Source organism: Desulfuribacillus stibiiarsenatis (assembly GCF_001742305.1).
Taxonomy (GTDB): Bacteria; Bacillota; Bacilli; order Desulfuribacillales; family Desulfuribacillaceae; genus Desulfuribacillus_A; species Desulfuribacillus_A stibiiarsenatis.
Window position 1 is genome coordinate 1 of record NZ_MJAT01000033.1, and the last position, 22,743, is coordinate 22,743.

Annotated in this window: 17 protein-coding genes; 5 read left to right on the forward strand and 12 right to left on the reverse strand. The window is 39.3% G+C overall.

From position 1 onward, the window contains the following. Positions 1–272: 272 nt before the first annotated feature. From BHU72_RS09360 to BHU72_RS09380, 5 genes are all read right to left on the reverse strand, one after another. The gene (locus BHU72_RS09360; protein WP_069702371.1) at positions 273–737 is read right to left on the reverse strand and encodes a copper chaperone PCu(A)C; all 465 of its coding nucleotides are present in this window, start codon (positions 735–737) and stop codon (positions 273–275) included. Positions 738–754: 17 nt separating this feature from the next. Further along, a complete protein-coding gene (locus BHU72_RS09365; RefSeq protein ID WP_069702372.1) occupies positions 755–1,438 on the reverse strand; it encodes an ABC transporter ATP-binding protein in 684 nt (227 codons plus the stop codon). Between the two features lie 12 nt (positions 1,439–1,450). Continuing rightward, complete coding sequence (locus BHU72_RS09370) at positions 1,451–2,647, reverse strand: ABC transporter permease (protein ID WP_069702373.1); 1,197 nt, start codon at positions 2,645–2,647, stop codon at positions 1,451–1,453. 12 nt (positions 2,648–2,659) lie between these two features. Next, on the reverse strand, positions 2,660–3,706 hold the full coding sequence (locus tag BHU72_RS09375) for a beta-propeller fold lactonase family protein (protein ID WP_069702374.1): 1,047 nt from the start codon (positions 3,704–3,706) through the stop codon (positions 2,660–2,662). 432 nt (positions 3,707–4,138) lie between these two features. Then, positions 4,139–6,178 (reverse strand): methyl-accepting chemotaxis protein, encoded by a 2,040-nt coding sequence (locus BHU72_RS09380; protein ID WP_069702375.1) that lies wholly within the window; start codon positions 6,176–6,178, stop codon positions 4,139–4,141. 335 nt (positions 6,179–6,513) lie between these two features. Here BHU72_RS09380 and sodB point away from each other — a divergent pair, with 335 nt between their 5' ends. Continuing rightward, complete coding sequence (gene sodB / locus BHU72_RS09385; RefSeq protein ID WP_069702376.1) at positions 6,514–7,095, forward strand: superoxide dismutase [Fe]; 582 nt, start codon at positions 6,514–6,516, stop codon at positions 7,093–7,095. A 22-nt stretch (positions 7,096–7,117) separates the two neighbouring features. On the opposite strand, the gene BHU72_RS09390 is transcribed toward sodB, so the two are convergent. Together BHU72_RS09390 and recD2 are read right to left on the reverse strand one after the other, a co-directional pair. Beyond that, the gene (locus BHU72_RS09390; protein ID WP_069702377.1) at positions 7,118–8,944 is read right to left on the reverse strand and encodes a DNA topoisomerase III; all 1,827 of its coding nucleotides are present in this window, start codon (positions 8,942–8,944) and stop codon (positions 7,118–7,120) included. Then, positions 8,929–11,079, reverse strand: coding sequence for an SF1B family DNA helicase RecD2 (gene recD2 / locus BHU72_RS09395; protein ID WP_069702378.1), 2,151 nt, complete (start codon positions 11,077–11,079; stop codon positions 8,929–8,931). Before recD2 ends, BHU72_RS09390 begins: the two co-directional genes overlap by 16 nt. A gap of 190 nt (positions 11,080–11,269) precedes the next feature. Here recD2 and BHU72_RS09400 point away from each other — a divergent pair, with 190 nt between their 5' ends. Next, positions 11,270–12,901, forward strand: coding sequence for a peptide chain release factor 3 (locus tag BHU72_RS09400; protein WP_069702568.1), 1,632 nt, complete (start codon positions 11,270–11,272; stop codon positions 12,899–12,901). A gap of 107 nt (positions 12,902–13,008) precedes the next feature. Here the strand turns inward: BHU72_RS09400 and BHU72_RS09405 are convergent, their stop codons facing one another. Both BHU72_RS09405 and BHU72_RS15635 read right to left on the reverse strand, forming a co-directional pair. After that, a complete protein-coding gene (locus tag BHU72_RS09405) occupies positions 13,009–14,772 on the reverse strand; it encodes a hybrid sensor histidine kinase/response regulator (RefSeq protein WP_069702379.1) in 1,764 nt (587 codons plus the stop codon). A gap of 273 nt (positions 14,773–15,045) precedes the next feature. Beyond that, entirely contained in the window at positions 15,046–15,423 is a 378-nt protein-coding gene (locus BHU72_RS15635; protein WP_069702380.1) for a hypothetical protein, read from the reverse strand. A 246-nt stretch (positions 15,424–15,669) separates the two neighbouring features. On the opposite strand from BHU72_RS15635, the gene BHU72_RS09415 reads away from it, so the two are divergent. The 3 genes from BHU72_RS09415 to BHU72_RS09425 are packed head-to-tail and all read left to right on the forward strand — an operon-like array spanning position 15,670 to position 18,864. Next, the gene (locus tag BHU72_RS09415; protein WP_069702381.1) at positions 15,670–17,037 is read left to right on the forward strand and encodes a hypothetical protein; all 1,368 of its coding nucleotides are present in this window, start codon (positions 15,670–15,672) and stop codon (positions 17,035–17,037) included. Continuing rightward, positions 17,030–18,142 (forward strand): cytochrome ubiquinol oxidase subunit I, encoded by a 1,113-nt coding sequence (locus BHU72_RS09420; RefSeq protein ID WP_069702382.1) that lies wholly within the window; start codon positions 17,030–17,032, stop codon positions 18,140–18,142. The genes BHU72_RS09415 and BHU72_RS09420 overlap by 8 nt, the downstream gene beginning before the upstream one ends. Then, positions 18,142–18,864: a hypothetical protein gene (locus tag BHU72_RS09425; RefSeq protein WP_069702383.1), complete on the forward strand. Its 723-nt coding sequence runs from the start codon at positions 18,142–18,144 to the stop codon at positions 18,862–18,864. The genes BHU72_RS09420 and BHU72_RS09425 overlap by 1 nt, the downstream gene beginning before the upstream one ends. Positions 18,865–18,939: 75 nt before the next feature. Here BHU72_RS09425 and BHU72_RS09430 read toward each other — a convergent pair whose 3' ends face one another. From BHU72_RS09430 to BHU72_RS09440, 3 genes are all read right to left on the reverse strand, one after another. Next, the gene (locus BHU72_RS09430) at positions 18,940–21,135 is read right to left on the reverse strand and encodes a stalk domain-containing protein (protein ID WP_069702384.1); all 2,196 of its coding nucleotides are present in this window, start codon (positions 21,133–21,135) and stop codon (positions 18,940–18,942) included. A gap of 371 nt (positions 21,136–21,506) precedes the next feature. Further along, a complete protein-coding gene (locus BHU72_RS09435) occupies positions 21,507–21,851 on the reverse strand; it encodes a hypothetical protein (RefSeq protein WP_069702385.1) in 345 nt (114 codons plus the stop codon). Then, positions 21,851–22,522 carry a peptidoglycan recognition protein family protein gene (locus BHU72_RS09440; RefSeq protein ID WP_069702386.1) on the reverse strand — a complete coding sequence of 224 codons (672 nt, stop codon included), beginning with the start codon at positions 22,520–22,522 and terminating at the stop codon, positions 21,851–21,853. The genes BHU72_RS09435 and BHU72_RS09440 overlap by 1 nt, the downstream gene beginning before the upstream one ends. Between the last annotated feature and the right edge of the window lie 221 nt (positions 22,523–22,743).

A 22,743-nucleotide genomic window follows, 5' to 3' on the forward strand; every position in this document is an offset into this window, starting at 1 on the left:
ATAATTTATGCCGCGAAAGCCTGTTTATATGGGATAGTACCCTCTGGTAAAATACTGACGGCGGAAGCCAATAATGATCTAGTATCACTTCCGCCCAAGAAACGGGAGTCCAGAGGGTACAAGGGCCCCATGTCAACAGGACCGTGGAATAAATGGATTGAAGAGCATGAAAAAACGTCAACCATAACTAATGATTGACGCCATAATACTTTTGTTTTTTCTACTGTCTACTTGACAGGGGCATGTTCACATTGGCGTATGCCTTAGTTGCTTTACTTCTTCATAGAAGATTCTGTAGGAACTATTACACCTTCAGGTTTTAACACGTTCGGCACTGTAATTGACCCACTTTTGTCAAATTCAAATACAATGGTGAAAACATCAGGTAATTGTCGGAAGGATGGCATATTAAACATCATAATATGGTATCCACCCTTCTTAAACTCTATTTCTCCGTTCGGTATATTCACATGTTCAATCTGATACATACTCCCGTCTTTGACATTGTGCAATTCAAATGTTGCTTCAGGGAACTCAGGAATCATAAAACCTGTAAAAGTGTCTTCGCCACCATTATTCCTTATTGTAAAATAGCCAGAGTAAACTCCTTCGCCTTTCATTGAAGAAGGGGCAATCGAAATATTCTCGATTACTATATCAGGCGCCTTGTCACTACTACATCCAGTAGTAAAGATAAACATTGATAATAGTACCGCCATTATTAAAATTTTTCTCACTAAATACCCTCCCATTGTTACAAACATGCTATTTCCCGTACATCGCCATCAATCAAGTGAAATCTACGGTTCGCTGCCTCTGCCCATTGTGGGTGATGAGTGACCATAACAACAGCCTTCCCGTTCTTCACCTGATCCTTCAATAACTTCATCACTTCTTCTGCCCAATGTATGTCTAAATCGTTCGTTGGTTCATCTGCAATCACCAAAGATACGTCATTCACAAGTGCTCTTGCAACAGCTACTCGACGTCGTTGTCCAACACTCAGTTGATGCGGTAGAAAACGTAAACGTTCTCCTAACCCAAGCTTTCCTAAAAGCTCTATCGCCCTTTCACGTTGCGCCTTACTAGAAGATTTCCTCGTCTGTAAATATGTAGAGAAGAGTACGTTCTCAAGCACCGTTAATGTAGGAAATACGTTCGCCTCTTGAAATATAAACCCTACTTGGTTCGCTCTGATGGTTGTTAACTGAGCGTCCGTTAGGTTCGATATATCTTTTCCTTGAATCGATACAGAACCAGTTGTCGGGCGAAGCAATCCACCCATCACATATAAAAGTGTGCTTTTCCCTGTGCCAGATGGGCCTTCAATGGTAACGAATTCCCCAGCCTTAATGTCCAACGACACTTCCTTTATCGGACACACTTTTTCCCCAGCATCATATTCTTTCGTCACTTTCTGCAATCGACATATATCCACCGGTTCACCCCATTATAAATTGCTTCGCGAAATCGCTTCTTGTGGATCTAATCTTGAGCTGCTCCAAGCAGGGTAAAAAGCTGCGAACAATCCTAGTAAGATAGCAACCCCTAGACTTACACTGCCTGTCAAAAACACATCTGTAGGCGTGATGTTCCAAGGCGGCATCACAAGAATTCCTTTTAGCCATTGCATGACATGAACAGAGCCATAACTACCTACAAGAATTCCTATACACCATCCGACAAGTACTGTAAACATTACTTCAATCATGACCATTAGAAAGGCATCAAGTCTTCTGCCACCTAGTGCACGCATGACCCCAATTTCCCTTCTCCGCTCACGCGCTAATGATAAGAATCTACCGAATAAAGCTAAGGCAGAAGTAATGGCAAGGATAATCCACAGCCATAATAGAATTTGGTTCACTGCTTGCATTTGTCCCTTCATTTCCCCTATGATTTCGCCCGAAGTAATTGCTTGTACCGGTAGTCCCATTTGGTTAATCTGGCGAGCAATAAGTTGAGGGGGATACCCTTCATCTGCTTGAATCATGATGACGGATATCAGGTCTTCTGGATTTTGTGACAGCCAATACCCTTGTAGCCCTGGGCTTTCTGCAGCCAATTCGCGAGCAACAGCAATATCCATAAAGATTGTCTCATCCATACCCGTTCCTGTTTGTTTCAATTGACCTGCAACTACGAATATTTCATCAAGAATGATTGCATGATCTCCGAAAAATGGCTTCACGATTCCACCAATTAAGATTTGCTCTGGGTCTAATGGAATCGAGATTTCCGTTTCTAACCATGGCGCAATGAGAAAGTCTGTGCTTGCATCATATCCAATTAATCTCTTTGCCTCTTTTAAATTACAACAACTCTCATCTAAAGACTGTGTGAAAAATTGCGGAGTAGCCTTAGCGATACCTTCAATTTCTAGTATTCTATCAAAATACTGTGATGGCATATACGCATTCACAGGTTCTGCAGTAAACAAGGTTTGTTGTGCGTTCACACCTACAACTTGAGGCAATACCACAACGTCTGCACCTAATCTCTCTGAGGATAACTGTATACTCCCTTGTAACATTGCTAGAATCATATGAGCAATCACAAACGTAGCAATCGCAATTGCTACTAAGAGAATCGTTAACAGCGATTGATGCATACGCCTTGTAACATTTCGCCAAGCCAAATGGAACATGTAGACACTTCCTTACTTCTTAAAATAAGCTAATCCTACTGGACCACCTGTAATTGCAATATTACTAATTTCGTTCTGTTTCTTGACATCAAAAATCTGTATAGAATTAGAATCCATATTAGTAACTGCTACCTTCGTAAATTCCCCTACAGTTGTGAGAGCAAAAGGATATTCACCCGTAGCAAAACGCGCTACTTCCGTATTATCCTTTTTCACATCTATCGCTACTATTTCCTTTGTTTCATGAAGAAGGATATAAAGATAAGGATCTGCTAATTCAAGTGCTGCCGGCATATCTGATGTTGGAATTACACCAAGCTTTTCTTTGTTGGTTAAATCAAAGATAAAAACTTCATCGGCATCATCTTGCACTCCATGCCCACCACTATAGATTCTATCTGATTGAATATCGTAAGCGAGCCCTGAACTCTTAGGTACAGTTTCAAAAGTGTCTAGTATTTGTAGTGTGGTTAAGTCTATTATTACTAGAGTTCCTGCATCATGATTTGTTACTGCTAGCCTATTATTTGGTAGAATTTCTAAATTATAAGGGGACTTCCCTGTAACGATCTCGCCAATTACTTCTCTAGAAGTTAAATCTATAATAGAAACAGTATCTGCCCCTGAGTTGCTCACATACGCTCTATTCTGTGCTTCTTCTGTAATAATTAAAGCTGGGATACGTCCCACGGTCACTTTATGTAAAATATCAAATGTATCTAAGTCCAAAAACCATACTTCATTACTTAAAGCACAAGCAATTAACAATTGGTTTCTATCCTTATCGACTGCAATCCCATATGGCTTCTTCCCAACTCTTTGTTCAGACGTAACTTTCCCTGTTGCAAGGTCAATAGCAACTACCTTATCCTCGTTCATAGCCGTGACATAAAGTCGTTCATTATAAGTAATCGGCGTTGGATTTAACGGAGCCCACTCTTCTTGTTGCGGATTGTTGGTAGTGCTTTTAGCAGTATCCTTAGTACCGCAAGCAGTTCCAATGAAAAGCAGAGAAATAACTAACATTACAATCAATAGTTTTTTTCTAATATCGCACATGATGTTTCCCTTCTTTACCAGTCTGTAATTGATTTTAAACTTATACTAGATTAGAATCATTATAATTTATATTCTATTTTACTAACCCAATTTTTACAACATATATTTATTAAAAACTTTGTGCCATTTTCTCTTTTTACAACCTTTGTTTCTAGATATAAAGAAAACTTGGCATTCGCCAAGCCTTATGGCGAAGCACACAAGCGCATAAGGCTCGCTATTTGCTTCGCATAGTCTCGCTTTAAGAATGTCTTAGTTGCACTGACGCATAAACACAGCAGTTTCTGCTGATGTGTTGCTAATGCACAGCTATACTATTAACACTAAATTTATAAATTCTGATAGTGTAAAAAAGCTGACTAAGACCTATATAAGGCTCAATCAGCTTTTTGGTAACTACAGATGCTATTATCTAATATTGGTATACTACATTTATACTTTAAATTTTGAAATCATTGCATTCAATTTATTCGTGTTATCTTTCATTACTATCATTTGCTCAACAATTTCCTCAGTTCTCACTGAGAATACCCCGGCATTTTCAGCGATTGCAGATATTCCACTTGCTCCTTCGTTTGCAGACAATGTAACTTCATGAATCACACGCATCATACTTTGGATAGAGTCTAGCATTTGTTCAGAAATATCTTTGAATTCTACCATAATTTCCTCTACATATTTTGCATCTTTACTATAAACTTCACCGGTATTTACCATAACCTCGTAATCTTTCACGACTTGATTCTCTACAAAGGTTAACATGTCCTCTGAGCTTTTTACTAAGTTATCTACAGAAGAGAATACCGTACTCGTCACTTCTTGAATCTTATTTACGGTATCTTTAGAGTCCTCCGCTAGTTTGCGAATTTCGTCAGCTACTACAGCAAATCCTCTTCCAGCCTCGCCAACTCTTGCTGCTTCAATTGCTGCATTTAATGCTAATAGATTCGTTTGAGCAGTAATTTCTAAGATTGCTTGTGACAATACTTGTATTTTATCAATTGCTTTCGATTCTTTAATTGCCGCACGTAATTTCGTGTTTGAGTCCTCATACACTCGTGTAGCATTTGCCCTAGAAGACACCGCACTATCTTTTAAGTTTATAGCTCGTTGATTAATTTCTTTTGCAGAATTGCTGCCTTCACGGGCTTTATCCGCAATTCTCTCCATTGCTAACTCAATTTCCACAGAAGATGCATTCATCTCTTGCATGGATGCTGCGGTTTCTTCCATACCTGCAGATATTTGTTGCGTAGTAGCAGATACCTCTTCAACGTTAGCATTAAACTCTACTAAATTTTTCTCTGTCTTCTCTACTAAATCGAATATATCATGGGTAACATCTGTTACTTCATGAATTACTTTCTGTTGCGATGAAATCATCTGGTTAAATCCGTTGGAAAGTAGCCCTAATTCGTCATTCGTCTTGGATGTAACTCTTGCCGTTAAATCTCCATTGGAAGCTTGATTAAATGCTAGTAATAATGGAGGTATCTGTTTCAGTATGCTCCCTGTCGAAACAAATAATATAATAGATAATATGATTACCGCCAGCAACAGCGCTATAGTAAATATATAGCGAAATGCAGCCAATTGTTCTTCTGCTTCTTCTATCGGAACTACCAACGCTACTACCCATTTACTGATATCTACTGGTGCATATGCGATGTAATTCTCTTGTTCATTAAATTTTACTGTTTCAATTTCCGCTTTTCCACTCAATAGCCCGCCGCTAATACTCTTCCATTCTTCTATTTCCGCTACTGTTTTGTCTAATATCAAATCAGCGTTTTTATGATAGATAAACTTTCCTACCGTATCTATCAAAACAGCATGTCCACTGTCTTTATAGGAAAAGCTCCCCATTATCTCAGATATTCGATCTAAAGAAATATCCATTCCGGCTACACCTAATAGGTCTCCATTTTCCTCATAGATAGGTGTACAAACTGTAATTACAATCGATTGCGTAGAAACATCAACATATGGTTCTGTAATTGTCAGCCCTTTGTTTGCAATAGCAGCCTTGTACCATCCTCGTTGACTCATGTCAAATTCAGGAGGTAATACAAACTCATCGTGAATAATTAAATAGTTAATCGCGTCAATTCCTACATAGATATTCAACATATTCTCATTTTTCTCGCGAATTAAATTTAGTGTCTTAATGAGTTCCCGATAACCTGCTGTAGTGCGTACATTATTCTTGTCTGTAGCCCTTTTCACAAATTCCCGTACATAGTGATTTTCGTTTAATTGCTCTACATCTTGTCCTGCATCAAGCAATACCTTTTCTACATCATTCGATACTTTGTCTTTATAGGATGTCAATTGTTCTTGGACACCATTATGAATAATGTCTTTTGCTTTCATATAAATGACTCCTGAAAGCGATCCCAAAATAAGCATCGTAGAAAGAATGACCGCGACAAACATTTTAATACGGATTCCTGTTACAAATTTTCTCTCCATAAAAGTGTGTTGCTCCTCCATTTTTTTCTCTTTTTTGTTTTTTCCCTTTTTACTATTCTCTCTTTTTAGTTTTCTTCTTTGTATAGTTCACCTTTTTATTCTATTAAGCTTATTCTATGTACAAGATTACCGCGTATCAATCCAAGGTTTATTCCATTATTAGAAAATTAAGTATGTTTATTCATCTTCTTGTATATTCCATAAGCACTTATACGATTATACGTAATTAATTGACATAGTCAAGAATAATATTCTATGATTAGTTTAAACTTGCATATAACTACATAAGATTTATTCTACTGTAATTTTATTGAAAAATAGAAAGGGGTTTTATTATGAGTCACGAACTACCGCAACTTCCGTATGACAAGAACGCTTTAGAGCCACACATTTCTTCCGAAACATTAGAATTTCATCACGGAAAGCACCATCAGGCATATGTTACGAATTTAAACAACTTAATTCCTGGAACTGAGTTTGAGAATATGCCCTTAGATGAAATCGTTAAGAAGTCTTCAGGTGGGGTTTTCAACAATGCCGCTCAAGTCTGGAATCATACCTTCTTCTGGAACTGCATGAGTCCGAACGGTGGCGGAGAGCCTACTGGAGAAATAGCTGATGCTATCAATGCAACTTTCGGTTCTTTCGATAGTTTCAAAGAGCAATTTACCAAGACAGCTGTTGGCACGTTTGGCTCTGGCTGGGCATGGTTAGTAAAGAACTCCGACGGTTCCCTAGCTCTAGTTAGTACCAGCAATGCTCAAACACCTTTAACTACAGATCAAAAACCACTTTTGACTTGTGATGTCTGGGAGCATGCGTACTATATCGATTATCGCAATGCACGCCCTAAATTTGTGGAGGCGTTCTGGAATTTAGTGAATTGGGATTTTGTCGCGAAGAACTTCGCTGAATAATGGTAAAGGACCTGTCGATTGTTCAATCACAGGTCCTTTTGTTACTCTTCTTTTCCCCTATATATTGACTCTTTTTCGCCTCTTGGATGAGATAGTGGGCGAATCGATGAATACTCTGCATAAAGCGCTCCTGTGAGAAATCACCTTTTGCCATACGATTTAAGGCCCTTTCCCATTTGCCAGTTGTTTCTGGTGACTTCAATTCATTCGGTATAATGCTAATAATCTTAATCCCTTTTTCCGTTGGAATAAGGTTCTTCTTTTCGCGCTTAATATATTCGACTTGGATTAACCGTTCAATGATGGCTGCTCGCGTAGCTGGTGTACCTAATCCACTATCTTTCAGTTGCTCTCGTAGTTCTTCATCTTCTACAAAGCGTCCTGCATTTTCCATCGCACTGAGCAATGTGTTTTCGTTGTATGGTTTTGGCGGCTGTGTTTGTTTCTTAACCATCTCAGCATTGACGAAAGGAACGGAATCCCCAACCTTCAGTACTGGTAGCACCTGCTCATCCTTATTGTTATCATCGCTGCTATTGCTGTTCTTATAAAGAGCTTTCCAGCCCCATTTTAGCACAGTCGTTCCCTTCGAAAGGAAACATTCCTCCACGGACTCTATGACAATTTGCGTAGATTCGTATTCATACGCTGGATAAAAAACTGCTATAAACCTACGCACGATTAAATCATAAATATTCCGCTCTTGCTGGGAAAGCTTGTCTAGATTCGGCACCTTCGGCGTTGCGATAATCGCATGATGGTCTGTAACTTTGCTATTGTTGATGATACGGTTGTTAAACTTGATTGGTTGTTTAATCCCCTCAATGTAAGGACGATACTCTGCAACACTAATGCGCTTTAATGTTTCGCTAATTGTAGATTTCATGTCATCCGATAGATAACGACTATCCGTCCTTGGATACGTGATTAACTTATGTTTCTCGTATAGGCTTTGGGCGATATCTAAGGTCTGTTTTGCTGTATACGCAAAGGATTTGTTCGCGTCCTTCTGAAGCTCTGTTAAGTTATATAGTAACGGTGCCGTTAACTTTTTATGCTCTTTCTTAACATCTTTAACATTGCCGATAGTACCGATTACTTTATTTACGATTGTAAGGGCTTGACTTTCTGTCGTAATCCTAGAAGTATTCTCTTTTACATCTGTCCATGTTCCAGAGAAATCTCCATAATCGCTTTTAATTTCCCAGTAATCTTGCGGTGTAAAATTGGTGATATCATGGTGCCTTTGGACGATCATTGCTAAGGTTGGAGTCTGAACGCGACCGACGCTATATACCATATTATTGCGAACAGAATACACTCGCGTACCGTTAATCCCTATTAACCAATCTGCTTCGCTGCGGCATTTGGCTGAGGCATATAAATTGTCGTATTCGCGATTATCTTTCAATTGTTTGAAACCTTCTTGAATCGCCTCTTCCGTCATAGAGCTAATCCATAGCCTCTTACAAGGTTTGGTGCAACCCACTAAATCATAAATATAACGAAAAATCAACTCCCCTTCACGCCCACTGTCAGTCGCACAAATAATGTCATCGATGTCTGTACGATTCATCAGGAACTCTAGGGTTTTGTACTGTTTTAGGGTTCCAGAGAGCGGCTTTAGTTTCATCTGTTCTGGTATAATCGGTAAGGTTTGAACATCCCACTTCTTATAGCGTTCGTTATAATCCTCCGGTTCACATAATGTTACAAGGTGACCCACAGCCCAAGAGATAAGGTATTGCTGTCCTTCTAAGTAACCGTTTTTCTTCGATGATGCTCCAATCACTTTTCCAATATCTGTGGCAACCGAAGGTTTCTCTGTAATAATTAGTGTTTTTCCCATTCCAATCTCCTTAGACGATTTGCAAGCAATGTATTTCTTTGTGTGATTTTATGATTCCGAACGGCCATTGCAATCGCTTGCTTCGTGCCGACTAGTACCATTACTTTTTTGGCTCTGGTGACGCAAGTGTATAATAAGTTTCTCTGTAGCATCATGAAATGCTGCATAGTAAATGGAGCCACAACCACCTTATACTCGCTGCCCTGGCTTTTGTGTACAGTTGTGGCGTACGCTAGCATGATTTCATCAAGCTCTGTCACATCGTATTCAACATCGATTCCGTCGAAGGTGATGATGAGTGTGCGCTCTTCCGTATCAATGGCGGTTATTTTACCAATATCACCATTAAAGACATTTTTATCGTAGTTGTTCTTGATTTGCATAACCTTGTCATGTAAGCGATAGCTTGTACCGCCGAATTTCATTACAATGTCGCACGGATTCAATGCCTCTTGTAAAATCTGATTCAAATTCATCGCACCTGATTCCCCGCGCTGCATCGGGCATAGTACCTGTATATCATTGACTGCATCTATGTTGTAATAGTTGGGAAGGCGCTTGGTGCATAAATCTCGTATTGTGCTAGCTACTAATTCAGGGTGTTCTTGTTCGATAAAGAAAAAGTCTCGATCACGACTCCCTGATAATTCTGGAAACTCACCCTTATTGATGCGATGAGCATTGGTAATGATCGCACTCCCTTGGGCTTGTCGGAAGATTCTTGTCAGCTTGACCACATTTACAATACTAGAATCTATGATATCCTGCAGTACATTTCCAGCACTAACAGAAGGTAACTGATCAATATCCCCCACTAAAATGACTACTGTTTTGTTATCGACTGCTTTTAACAAGTTGTACATTAGTACGATGTCCACCATGGATACTTCATCAATAATTAAGACATCGCAGACGAGAGGGTCTTCCTCGTTTTTCTTATACCCTTCGGTAGGCTTGAATTCTAATAACCGATGAATTGTCTTTGCCTCTTTACCAGTAGCTTCTGACATTCTCTTGGCGGCTCGTCCCGTTGGTGCAGCCAACAAAACAGTCGCCCCTAGATGTTCGAATACTTGGATGATTGCAAGGGTTGTCGTTGTCTTCCCAGTGCCTGGTCCACCTGTTAAAACCATAAATTTTGATTGCACAGCCGTTTGAATTGCTTGCTTCTGGATATCGTCGTACGCGATCTCCTGTTCTTTTTCAATCAAGCCGATTGTATCTGCCGCATTCACAGTCTGGAACTGACTATTGGTCGCGATAATCTCTTGGATTCGCTTTGCCGTTCCAACCTCACTATAGTAAAATGATGGTAGAAAAATAGAATCCTCTTCGTCCATGATTACTGTTTGATTGAGTAGAATGTTCCCTAATGTCTCTTCTATAATAGGTCTGCTAATTTCTAAAATTTCCTCAGTCTTCTCAATAAGCTGCTCTCTAGTTGCAAAACAGTGTCCCTCATTTGACAATTCGTTTAGCATGAATACGATACCGGCACTGCAACGTTCAAAAGACTCCTTGCCAATCCCCATCTGCAGGGCTATTTTATCTGCTGTACGAAAACCGATTCCCCAGATATCTTCTGCAAGTCGATATGGATTCTCTTGCACAATGTCGATACTTTTCTCGCCGTAGGTCTTATATATTTTCACTGCATATGCTGTAGAAACTCCATTGGATTGCAAGAACAGCATGACATTTTTAATTTCTTTCTGTTCCTGCCACGCCTTTTTAATGATTGTCACTCGTTTACTGCCGATGCCCTCTACTTCAATCAATCGGTCCGGACTATCTTCGATGATGTGTAGCGTGTTTTCTTTGAACTTGCGCACAATCTTTTTTGCGTATACGGGACCTATCCCTTTGATTAGGCCACTGCCTAGATACTTTTCAATTCCTGCTACGGTTGCAGGCACTTCCTCACGATAGTCCTGTACTGAAAATTGCTTGCCAAATTTACTATCCATTCGCCAGTCGCCTTTTAGACGGATAACAGCACCCACGTTCACAGCAGCAAGATTTCCCACAATCGTCACTAAGTCTGGATGGCCTTTGGAACGAATTTTGATGACACAAAAACCATTCTCTTCATTTTGATATGTGATTCTCTCAACGATTCCACTCAAGTTCTCCATGAAAACCACCCTGCTAATCTGCCAATATTCTTGTTTCTTTCTTAATCATATAACAGGTATTCTCGTTTGTCATAAGAAATCCCTTCCATCATTTCACGTTTCATTGTATTGTTACTATAATATTGATAGAATAATGGTTGGTAAAACGCGTTTCAAAGCGAAACGATTTCGGAAAGAAAGGAATACACAAGTGGACAATCAAATAGCAGAAGATTTACGAACAAAAATAAATAATAGACGCACCTTCGCAATCATCTCTCACCCCGATGCGGGGAAAACTACATTAACAGAAAAGTTATTACTGTTTGGTGGTGCGATTCGTCTTGCTGGCACTGTAAAAGGACGGAAAGCCAGTAAGCATGCAACTTCAGACTGGATGGAAATTGAGAAACAGCGTGGAATTTCCGTAACATCTAGCGTAATGCAATTTTCTTACGGTGGTCATGAAATCAACATCTTAGATACACCAGGTCACCAAGATTTTAGTGAAGATACGTATCGTACATTAACAGCAGCGGACTGTGCTGTGATGTTGCTCGACTCTGCCAAAGGTGTCGAGGCCCAAACGATTAAACTTTTCCAAGTGTGCCGAATGCAGAACATTCCTATTTTCACTTTCATCAATAAGATGGACCGTGAAGGTAAAGAGCCTTTAGCTTTACTTGAAGAGTTAGAAAATGTTCTAGGAATTCGTTCTTGTCCTATGAACTGGCCGATTGGAATGGGTTCAGACTTTCTAGGGATTTACGATCGAATTAACGAGCGATTTGACTTATTTCGCGAACAAGAACAACGTGAGCTATTTGAGTTGAAAGATAACGATCTAGGTTCGCAAGAAGTAAAGGAACTACTAGGTGAAAGTCGTAGCCAGCAGCTTCAAGATGATATCGAATTATTAGACATCGCTGGTGACCCATTTGATATCGATAAAATCAATGAAGGAAAGCTCACTCCCGTATTTTTCGGAAGTGCTTTAACGAACTTTGGAGTCCAGACATTCTTAGATGAGTTCGTCAAATTATCACCACCTCCTAGCGCCAGAAAAAGTACGATTGGCATGATTGACCCTGTGGAGAATAAATTCTCGGGATTTATTTTCAAAATCCAAGCCAACATGAATCCAGCTCACCGCGACAGAATCGCTTTCTTACGAATTTGCTCTGGACGATTTGAACGAAATCTTAGCGTCAATCACGTGCGCCTAGGAAAACAGATTAAATTATCACAGCCTCAACAGTTTCTTGCGCAAGACCGTCATATTATCGATGAAGCTTTTGCAGGGGATATTATTGGATTATTTGATCCAGGGATATTCCAAATTGGAGATACCTTAACTGTCGAGGGAAATTTCCAATTTGATAAGCTGCCACAATTTACACCAGAACATTTCGCAAAGGTGTATACGAAAGACGCCTTGAAACATAAGCAATTCCAAAAAGGGTTGTATCAGTTAGCGGAAGAAGGGGCCGTTCAGATTTATAAAACGTTTATCAATCACACAGAAGATATGATTCTTGGAGTGGTTGGTGAATTACAGTTCGAAGTATTCCAACACCGTTTAAAATCTGAATACGGTGTCGACGTATACTTCCAAAGATTGAATCATCAATTTGCCCGTTGGTTAAAGAGTGAAACAAAGATTGACCCATTTAGTCTCGGCAGTTCTAATTGTCTGCTTGTGAAAGATCATTACGATAACTTAGTCGCACTGTTTGAAAGCGAATTTTCCCTCCGTTGGATGATGGAGAAGTATCCGAATTTCCGCTTCCAGACCATTAATAATGAAGATGCAAACGTTGATGTCACATACTTTAAACGCTAGTTGACCAAATGAAGCAAGCCCCATACATACTGGGCATGCTCTATGCGAAAGAGCCGCGAAAATCGCGGCTCTTTCTATCTTTAATTTAAAGTGTATAATGTGCTTTCTTAAGTGTATAATGTACTTTCTTTCCCTAAGATCACTGTAAACGTAAAAGTTGAGCCCTTTCCATCCTCGCTCGTTACCATAATATTCCCACCCATGATTTCAACTATGCGCTTGCATATCGTTAATCCAAGACCAGTTCCACCGTATTTACGTGTTAATGAATTGTCAGCCTGGGTAAATGGCTTAAAAATTTGTTGCATAGATTCTACAGACATTCCGATTCCTGTGTCTTGAATAGAAAACTCAAGCTCTATCGTTGAATCTGTATAATCAATCACTGACACTTTTGCATGAATACTACCTTGGTCAGTAAACTTAATCGCATTATTCACTAAATTACTAATCACTTGACGCAGTCTTAATGGGTCACCAACTGCTACCTCTGGTAAATCCGTAACATACTGAATGCTAAGTCCAACCCCTTTTTCCTTGGCTTTTGCGCTAAATGGTGTGATCGACGCCTCGACAGTGTCTTTAATATCAAAAGGAATTTCTTCTAGCTGCATGTTACCAGACTCGACTTTAGAAATATCTAATATGTCATTGATGATTGCCAGCAAGCTTTCTGATGATTGATTGATATGGCTGATATATTCCAGTTGTTCTTCTGTTAGGTCTGTGAATTCTAATAGATTCACAAATCCGATAATGCCGTTCATTGGAGTGCGAATCTCATGACTCATATTTGCTAAGAACTGGCTCTTTGCTATATTTGCAGCTTCAGCGTCATCCTTCGCTTTAACAAGCATTTGCTCATACTCCTTTTTATCTGTGATATCCACAATACTGATAATCCAAGCATCAGAAAGTCGTATATCTTTAATCATGTATAACCTAACCATATACCATTCGCTATTTTTCATCTGAACTTCAAAGGATGTCTCTTGATTGTTTTCTACATAGCTTCGGATTTTATGGAAAAATTGAGAATGCGTTTTTGTCACATTGTCTTCTTGCACATTCTTGACTTGCATAATATCTCTTGCCGACATGTTCATGCTCAACACATGCAGCTTAGGATCAATGACTATGATCCCTTCCCGAATATAGTCATGCACATTTTCGTTAATTGCCAGTTGTTCTTGTAGGAACCCATTAATCAATGACCAGGCAAAGCAGATGAACATCAACGAGAACGATGCTGGTGTAAAGTCGACTAAGGTAAATCTCGCTAGGTATAAGCTATTACTTGCTAACGGAGTAATGATACCAATAATCACAATAAAATGTTCGCCCAAGATATTCCGCTTCAACATGGTAGCAATAATATGACCAAGCCCTACCAATATCAGTGTGTAACTATAGATCGTATTGACAATAAACCATAAGCCGCGTTCATAATGTAATACTATATGGTTACCAACTTCGCTTTCAATATATATACTCGACCACATCAGTCCATGTAGATCATTGGTCATCGCAATAAAAAACGTTGAAAATGGAATCATCCAAAAGAATGCTCGGGTTTGGATGTTTTTCAAATATTCCATGTCGCCCCTACCAGAAAACTCAATAGAGAAAAACAATAGCAATACTGGAGACGTAACGATTCCCATATAAGAAAGCTGCGAAAATAGAATTTTATTCTCTGGCACTTTAGACACTACTTCAAGCATTGCAAAAAGTGTCCAAAGCATCCCTGCAACCATTAATAACGTAAAATATCTATACTTTCCGTAACGAAGAAATTTCGTTGATATTTGCCGAATAAGCATAAGCGACATCACAAGACTTATGACTGATAATATGATATAAGACTCCAAAAAAAGCCCCCCAAAGACCCATTTTTTTCTTATTCATAGTACCTTATAATCATTCAAAACACTAGGGCAAAACGGGAATAGTCTGACAATTATTTTTCTTTACTGAATAAAAGCCTAATCCTGCATTTATTGATATGCTCCCCTTGTGGTAGAAAGTTTAAATAATAAAACTGTTTATTTACAAGGAGGAGCATATCATATTGCAAGATTAGGCTTTTGCTTTAGTTTCTATTCGATATTAAAAACTGATACTGTTATTTCTGTTATATTCTATTATTTACTATGGTTTGCTTGTAAAAATTCTGTAACTGCTGCTTTTTCTTCATCCGTTAACAAACCTTGTTTGTATCCAATCATACGATCAATTACTGATGGCCATTGATCTGCCGCTTGAGGTGTTAATGTTTTGTCCATCAAATGACAACCTATGCATTTCGCTTCTATTAGAACTTGCGCATCTAATGTAGCAGGTTCTGGCGCTGGTGCAGGTTGGTCTGCTGGTGCTTGTGCTGGCGGCTCTGGTGCAGGAGCTGGATCAGCAGCAGGTGCAGGGGCTGGGGCTGGTGTTGAATCGCTACTACTACACCCTACAACAGTGACTAACATCACACTTAGCAGCAAACAAATGAGTCCTATTTTTTTTGCGTTCATTGTAACATCTCTCCTATCAATTTATGAATGTTCTTAGACAAGCCTAAGATATGTGAAATTATATTCTGCAATTGTATATCTGTCACTCTTTTATGTGCAAGTCGAGAATATTGTGATATTTGTATTTGATTCTATTTAGCAATTATTACAAATGTATTACCGCGTATTTTCCCTATATGCTTCCGTTTCCTTTTATAGTAAAGTAGTTTTAAATATGAAGAAATTGTAAAGACGAGGAGGCTGTCAATGGAATTCCCTGTGTTTGAACTTCAATATTTTGGTTCTAATACACTTATTGCTGTAATTGCAATAATTCACGTTATTATCTCCCATGGCTGTGCAGTAGGTGGCTCAATATACTTGGCCTCAACTGAATACTTAGCTTATAAGAGAAAAGATGAACAGCTTGACCAATTCGCGCGGAAGTTCTTAAAGGTACTGTTTATTATTACTACAAGTGTCGGTGCTCTAACAGGTGTGGGTATATGGTTTGCCGTTTCTCTAGGTCAACCAATGGCAATCGCATCATTACTACGAGTATTCTTCTGGGCTTGGTTTGCTGAATGGATCGTATTTATGACTGAAATTGCATTACTAGTCATTTACTTTTTTACGTGGAAAACAATTTACGAAAAGGGTAAGGCGCTTCACGTTAAGATTGGAATTGCGTATGCCGTAGCATCATGGTTTACGATGGTTATTATTACTGGAGTTCTAGCTGCCATGCTAACTCCTGGGGAATGGCTAGTGAGTCGTTCGTTCTGGGATGCATTTATGAATCCTACTTGGATTCCGTCATTACTTTTTAGAACTTCTGTTGCTGTTTCTTTAATTTCAGGATTTGCGCTACTATACGCGAGTTTAACTATTAAAGATGCACAATTTAAACAGAAAATCATTTCCTATACTGGAAAATGGCTGCTCGTATCTACTTTAACGATTCCACCAACAGGCATGTTTTATCTGTCTCGCGTTCCGGAAAGGGCAAAGGATTTACTAGTTTGGGCATCTGGATTCATTAATGAGAACACGTTTGTTTTATTAAACACAGTCGGTGCGCTAGTAATTTTCTTAATTGCCTTATGGGCAATTTTTCAAGGGAAGCGATTTCCTGCGATTCTTTCTTTAGTTGTGTTAGTATTATCTGTTTTTTACATTGGTGAAATGGAAATGGTCCGGGAGAAAATTCGTAAGCCTTACATGATTTATGGGTATATGTATGCTAATGGCGTGACGATAGATGATATTGACCATTTAAATACTGTCGGTGTTTTATCTTCGAGTAAGTGGTCTACTGTAAAAGAGGTCACTGCAACGAATCAACTACAAGCTGGACGTGAAGTGTTTAAGCTACAATGTAGTTCTTGTCACACAATCAATGGTTGGAATTCACGAAGAGATATCGTACAAATCACCAATGGTTGGCCTGAAGGAGCAATCAACGCCTATATTGCAAATCTGGATTCGTTCCACTATTTCATGCCTCCATTTTTCGGATTACCTGAAGAACGGGAAGCGTTAAGTAAGTGGATCTACAACTTCCAAACGAATTCATCGAATAGTTCACTCAATACATCTTTTGTTGGAGAAAGGAAGGTGGCAGTCAATGAATAATTTACCGATTCCTACTGAATTAGACCTGCCAATTCCTGGATCTGTTCCTTTTTTTACAGTATTGCTCGTAATTAGTTTTATACTTCATATTATTTTTGTGAATGTGATGATTGGTGGTACGGTCGTTGCGCTCGTTACAGAGTATCTCGGTATTAAACGTAATGATGTTCGGTATGACCGATTAGCCCAGTCTATGATAACTGTAACCTCTGTGAATAAGAGTATCGCAGTCGTACTTGGAGTAGCGCCATTATTATTAATTAGCGTACTGTATACGAGGTTTATCTATTCTTCCACAGTGCTCATCGGCAAAGCTTGGATTTCAGTAGTACCTCTAGTAATCATCGCTTTCCTGTTCTTGTATGCTTACAAATTTTCTTGGGAATCGATGAGAAACTCCAAAGGGATGCATATGCTACTAGGACTTGGTGGTGTAATCCCATTACTGTTTATCCCGTTAATTTTTTCTACCAACATGGTGTTAATGCTTGTACCTGACCGTTGGTTAAGTACCACTAGTTTCTGGCAAGCAGCAATGCACAGTAGCGTGCTACCAAGATATTTCCATGTTTTGTTTGCCTCTTTTGCACTCATTGGTATTATGATTGTTTTGATGGGCTATTGGCAAAATCTTAAAGCAACAACTGCTGAGGAGCAATCCTATCGCCAATGGACTATGCAATATGGAATATACTGGGCACTTTATGCAATCCTTGGGCAGCTATTTGTTGGTCCAGTCCTTTTATTCTTACAACCCTCGGGAGTAAGAGCGTCGTTTTTGGGCGGATCAAATACATGGATGATTATAATTGCAGTAATCCTAGTGTGTGGAATTTTAACCACATTATATTTAATGGGTAAATCTCTTAACTCTAAAGCGCTCAATACACAATCGATGACAAAAACTGTTAGTGAAACTGCTGCTACTGTAGAACAGGGACTTACTTCTAGGAATAATGACAGGAAAACATGGGGTATCATCATTGCGTTGTTATGTGTGCTGCTTTTAATGGGTACAATCCGTCATCAAGTAAGAGAAATACACTTAGCACCTTATCAAAACCCGTCCTTCGAACAAAACTTGATAAAGGAGGTCTCAAAGTAATGAGAAAACTCCTAAAAAAGCTTTTTCATAGAAAAAGTTTACTAGTTTTGGCAGCTTTATCTGTGTTGTTGATTCTAGCAGGCTGTGGCGCTCAAACTACTGATACTAAGAAAGTTCATGATGGGCCACCTAAGATCCCTCATACTACAAATGCAATAGATAATTGCCTAGTTTGCCATGAGACTGGTCTTATGGGTAAAGCTCCTATAACGCCTCACCCAGAACGTCCAAATTGCCAAATGTGTCATGTTTCTTCTCAGGAAATGGCTAAAGTACCAGTTCAAGAATCACCTAGTACTCAACCTACAGAACCAATACAACCTCCTGTTGAGGAACCAAAACAACCTGTAGAAGAGCCAAAACAAGCTGAGCAAGCAACTCCGACTGCACAAGAAAAGCCTGTTGAGCAACAAAAGCCTGTTGAGCAACAAAAGCCTGTCGAGCAACAAAAGCCTGACGAGCAACAAAAGCCTACAGAACCAAAATCAACCGAACAACCTAAACCTGCTGAACAACCTAAACCAGTGGTAACGATTGATTTTAATAGTTTGTTAGAAGCTAAATGCTCTATGTGTCATACGAAAGAACAAGCAGTTACTCCACAACCGACACAGCAATGGCCAACCGTTATCGACCGTATGTTGGGCTACAATGCTAGTTTACTAACAAGCGAAGAAAGAACTGCATTGATTCAATATTTACAAAATACGTATAGCAAATAACCACAAATGAAAAGGGAACGCATATCAACTACTGCGTTCCCTTTTCTGTGCACATAAGAATTATTTTATCCTCTACTATTTTACAGTGAGTAAGTACTCTCTAGCATAATTCGCATTGGTGCTATTAGGTTCAATTTCAATTACTTTTTCATAATATTGCTTTGCTAGTGCAGGTTTGTTGACAGTACTATGTCTATAAGTGATGGCTAATCCATATGCTCCAGCAGAAGAGTTCGGGTATCGATTCGCATAACTCTGGAAAGCGAGAATTGCGTCATCAAACATGCGAGCATTATATGCGCTCCAACCCCAACTATGGTAAGCAGTGGCTTCTGCATTTGGAACCTGTTGGATGTACTCTTTATAAAGAATAGCAGCATTCGCATAATCTTTCTCAATATATGTTTTCTGTGCCTTATTTAAAAGCTCATTCGATGTATCTAAGAACTTTCGTGCATAGTCTGCATGGGTTCCATTAGAATCTACTTCTAACACCTTTTGATAATTTTGCTTTGCCATCTCATAATTCCCAACTTGGCTATGGCTATAAATAACAGCTAATCCATAGTATCCACCTGTTTTGTTCGGAAATTTCTCCGTGTACCCTTGGAATGCTAGGATTGCATCATCAAATATTCCAGCATTATAGGCACTCCAACCCCAACTGTTATAAGTGGACTCGTCTACATTTGTCACGCTTGCTACATACTGCTTATACGCAGCGGCTGCAACCCCATATTCCTTCGCTTGATATGCAGTCTGTGCTCTATTGAACAAATCCGATATTGTAGAATTTGCTGTCTGATTGGACGCCGAACTTTGAATTGTGACCATGAACTCCTTTTGATTCCATGAAACATCATCACCTAACGCCTCAGAAAGAAAGCGTAGCGGAACAAAAACACGGTTCGAGCGGATGGTTGCCGGCATCTCTAACGTCTGCGGTGCTCCATTGACAATGGCGACTTTTGAGTCTGTCGTAAGTTCGACTTTCGTGTTACCCCTTACAGCTGTAACCTTTTTCGAACTGGCATCCCAAGAAATTGTCGCTCCCGTCTTCTCTAGCACTCCTCGTACAGGAATCATTGTCACCCCACGGTTTCGATCACCATTGATAAAATCCATGTACGCGTTAACATCAGAATATAACTCTGTCCCATTCACATGTAAACGCGGCATGTTATGTGGGTGTTTAATAATAACCCATGCATTACTCAATTCTCGCCCAGGCTTCGTCAAGTGCGAACCATTATAATATAATCCCGATGATGCCCCACCATCAAGATTCATTGCTTCTATAAAACCAAGGTCTTTCACCACTGTCGCAAGTTGCTGTACTGTTACAGCTGTAACGGTACCAAGCCCTAATGTACCATCACTCTTTACCCCAATAAAACTTCTCATCCCAATATTTGAGGTAATCTTCGGGTCTGGCATTTGATCTCTTACAAAATCCACATCTACCTTGCCCTTATGCACTAAAATTGGTCCTGCTCCTAAGGAATGACGAACCGAATCCCAGCTTATATTTTGTGAAGGTGTCTTCGCTTGAAAATCTACCGTATAATCTACCATATCTCCTACTTTAAAGAAGTTCTGCCACTGTTCCCCTGCGTCTCTCCCGATACGAATGACATATCCCGTTTTCGGTATGGTAGTATTCTCGTTCACGATGCGAGTGACTTTCCCGTTATCGACGACCACAGAAAAGGCATGATTCCCGGAAGTAATTCCGCCCTTATGTTCAGGTGTAAACAGCATAATGGCGTTTGGTGAATTGGATGTCGTATCATGGTTAAACCCCCATGCATGCCAATTATTTGGCCACTCCCATGAGCCGTTCTTTCCGCCGATGATTTTCGGATTCAGGTTTGCTATCATAAGTCTATTATTTCCATCAAATCCGGATACACTTCCTGAAGAACCACTATGCAAAACTACCCCATTTTTCTGGATGACTCCATGCGGTTGTCTGTCATCTGTATACGCATTAAAAAATGTTCCATTGATGGCTGCTATCGCATTGGTCCTCTTGGCCATGCTCTCCAATGATTCGGTTAATCCTATTTGATCTTTCGCTGTAACTGGTCTTATCTCAATTGAGCGGTCAGATAAGTTAATGTAAACGATTTGCACCGTTTTCGCTGCTTGATTGACTGTAACTGTCTTTGTTTCTTTCCAAACACTATTAGCACTAGCATCACTAAAAGAGAGGACTATCGTAAGTATGGCAGCTGCTATTGATACGAATAAACGCAATTGTTGTGGCAAAAAGGTCAGCTCCTCACGTGATAATTTCGTATAATAAGTATTTCTATAAACTCCTACGAATTCCTTTTTTTGCAATAAAAAAGGCGGTATACAGCCAAAGCCGTACCGCCTTACATTTCATTATATAATTGCAATCGATTCTTGGCGCTTTTGTTTTTGGTAGGTAGCTATTGCCAACAACATTAAGTATCTCTGACGCTTAGACATCGATCTCCATACCTTCACTTTTACATTCATTGCTAACTCCTCCTATACTTGTCCATTTCGTTTATGTCTCTAATCTATGTACGAATTCTCGAAAAAAGAATCAAACCTATGTTCTATTTGTAATTTAATAATAACCGAACATATGTTTGCTGTCAACGATGAATTTAAATATTTTCCGAGTCATATCCCATTAAGTTTTTTCCATCTGAAAGATAGCGTTTTAGATAATCGACAGCATCCTCAATCATGGAATCAATTTTCTTTTTCGAGTACAAGAGTCTTAAAATTGGCGGCATTACACCATATAATTTTTCCACAACTAATGCATATTTTAGCTCTCCAGTTTTGCTACCCAGTTGCTTCTCTGCCTCGACAACTAAAGAAAGAATCATTTTCTTTAATAATTCATGGTTCGAAGTTTTATATAGATATAGTGAAATCCCTGCAAATACAAACAGCACTATCACATCAATATAATACACAGATATTACATTTATAATTTGCTCCATTATGATCTTCCTTTCGTATCTTCATGGATTCGTTTTAATAGTAGCATAGCTGCCCATGTCGGCATCGGATCATCTAATGTCTGTAACCATTGCTCAGGATTATTGAGTAGCCCTTGCTTTGATAGATAGACCGGTCCTTCTTTTTTCCATTCTGGAATATCTGCGAATTGATTTTGGTTCGCGTTTTGAACTTCTTCTTTATGGATTAGTTCTAATTGTTCTTCTACACTAGAAATGAACGTATTCCATTTTGGTAATATAAGTCGCGGACAGTCTTTCCCACTCCAATATTTATGAGTCTTTATTCGATCTGTATCCCATTTCCTATCATGCAACATAGTAGCGACTAGATGCACTGCGTTCTTCCAAACTTTATCCTGGTCCCCACTCTCACATATCTCGATGCCAATGCTTGAGTAATTCCCCTCTCGGTTCCCTGCATGCCATGCAACTTCATTTAAAGGAATCGCTTCTATTGCTTCTTTCTCATCAATGGCAATGTGCCAGCTAGCTGTACGCGTGTTATATTGATTTAATAACCAACCACGTTCATTCTTTGCAGTGCTTGTTGGGTTCGCCGTATTATGAATTGTAATCGATGTCATGGTTGTCTGTATTCCAGGTCTACGATTTTGCGATTTCGGAATATGGTCTGAGCTATAGTGATACATAAAGACACCTCCAAATTAATCTCAGCGTCGTTACGAATACTCCCACTTCTAAGAATGGTCTTCTATTTTTAAAATAGTTAGAACCATTACGTACCCTTAGGTGATAGTGAGAGATAAGTGCCGCCAAGCTTCGAAATAAGTGCAACTAGAGTTCATGTGGAGTAAAAACTACATCTGAACTCTAGTTTTCTTTATTCTCTATATGTCTTTATATGCCAGAT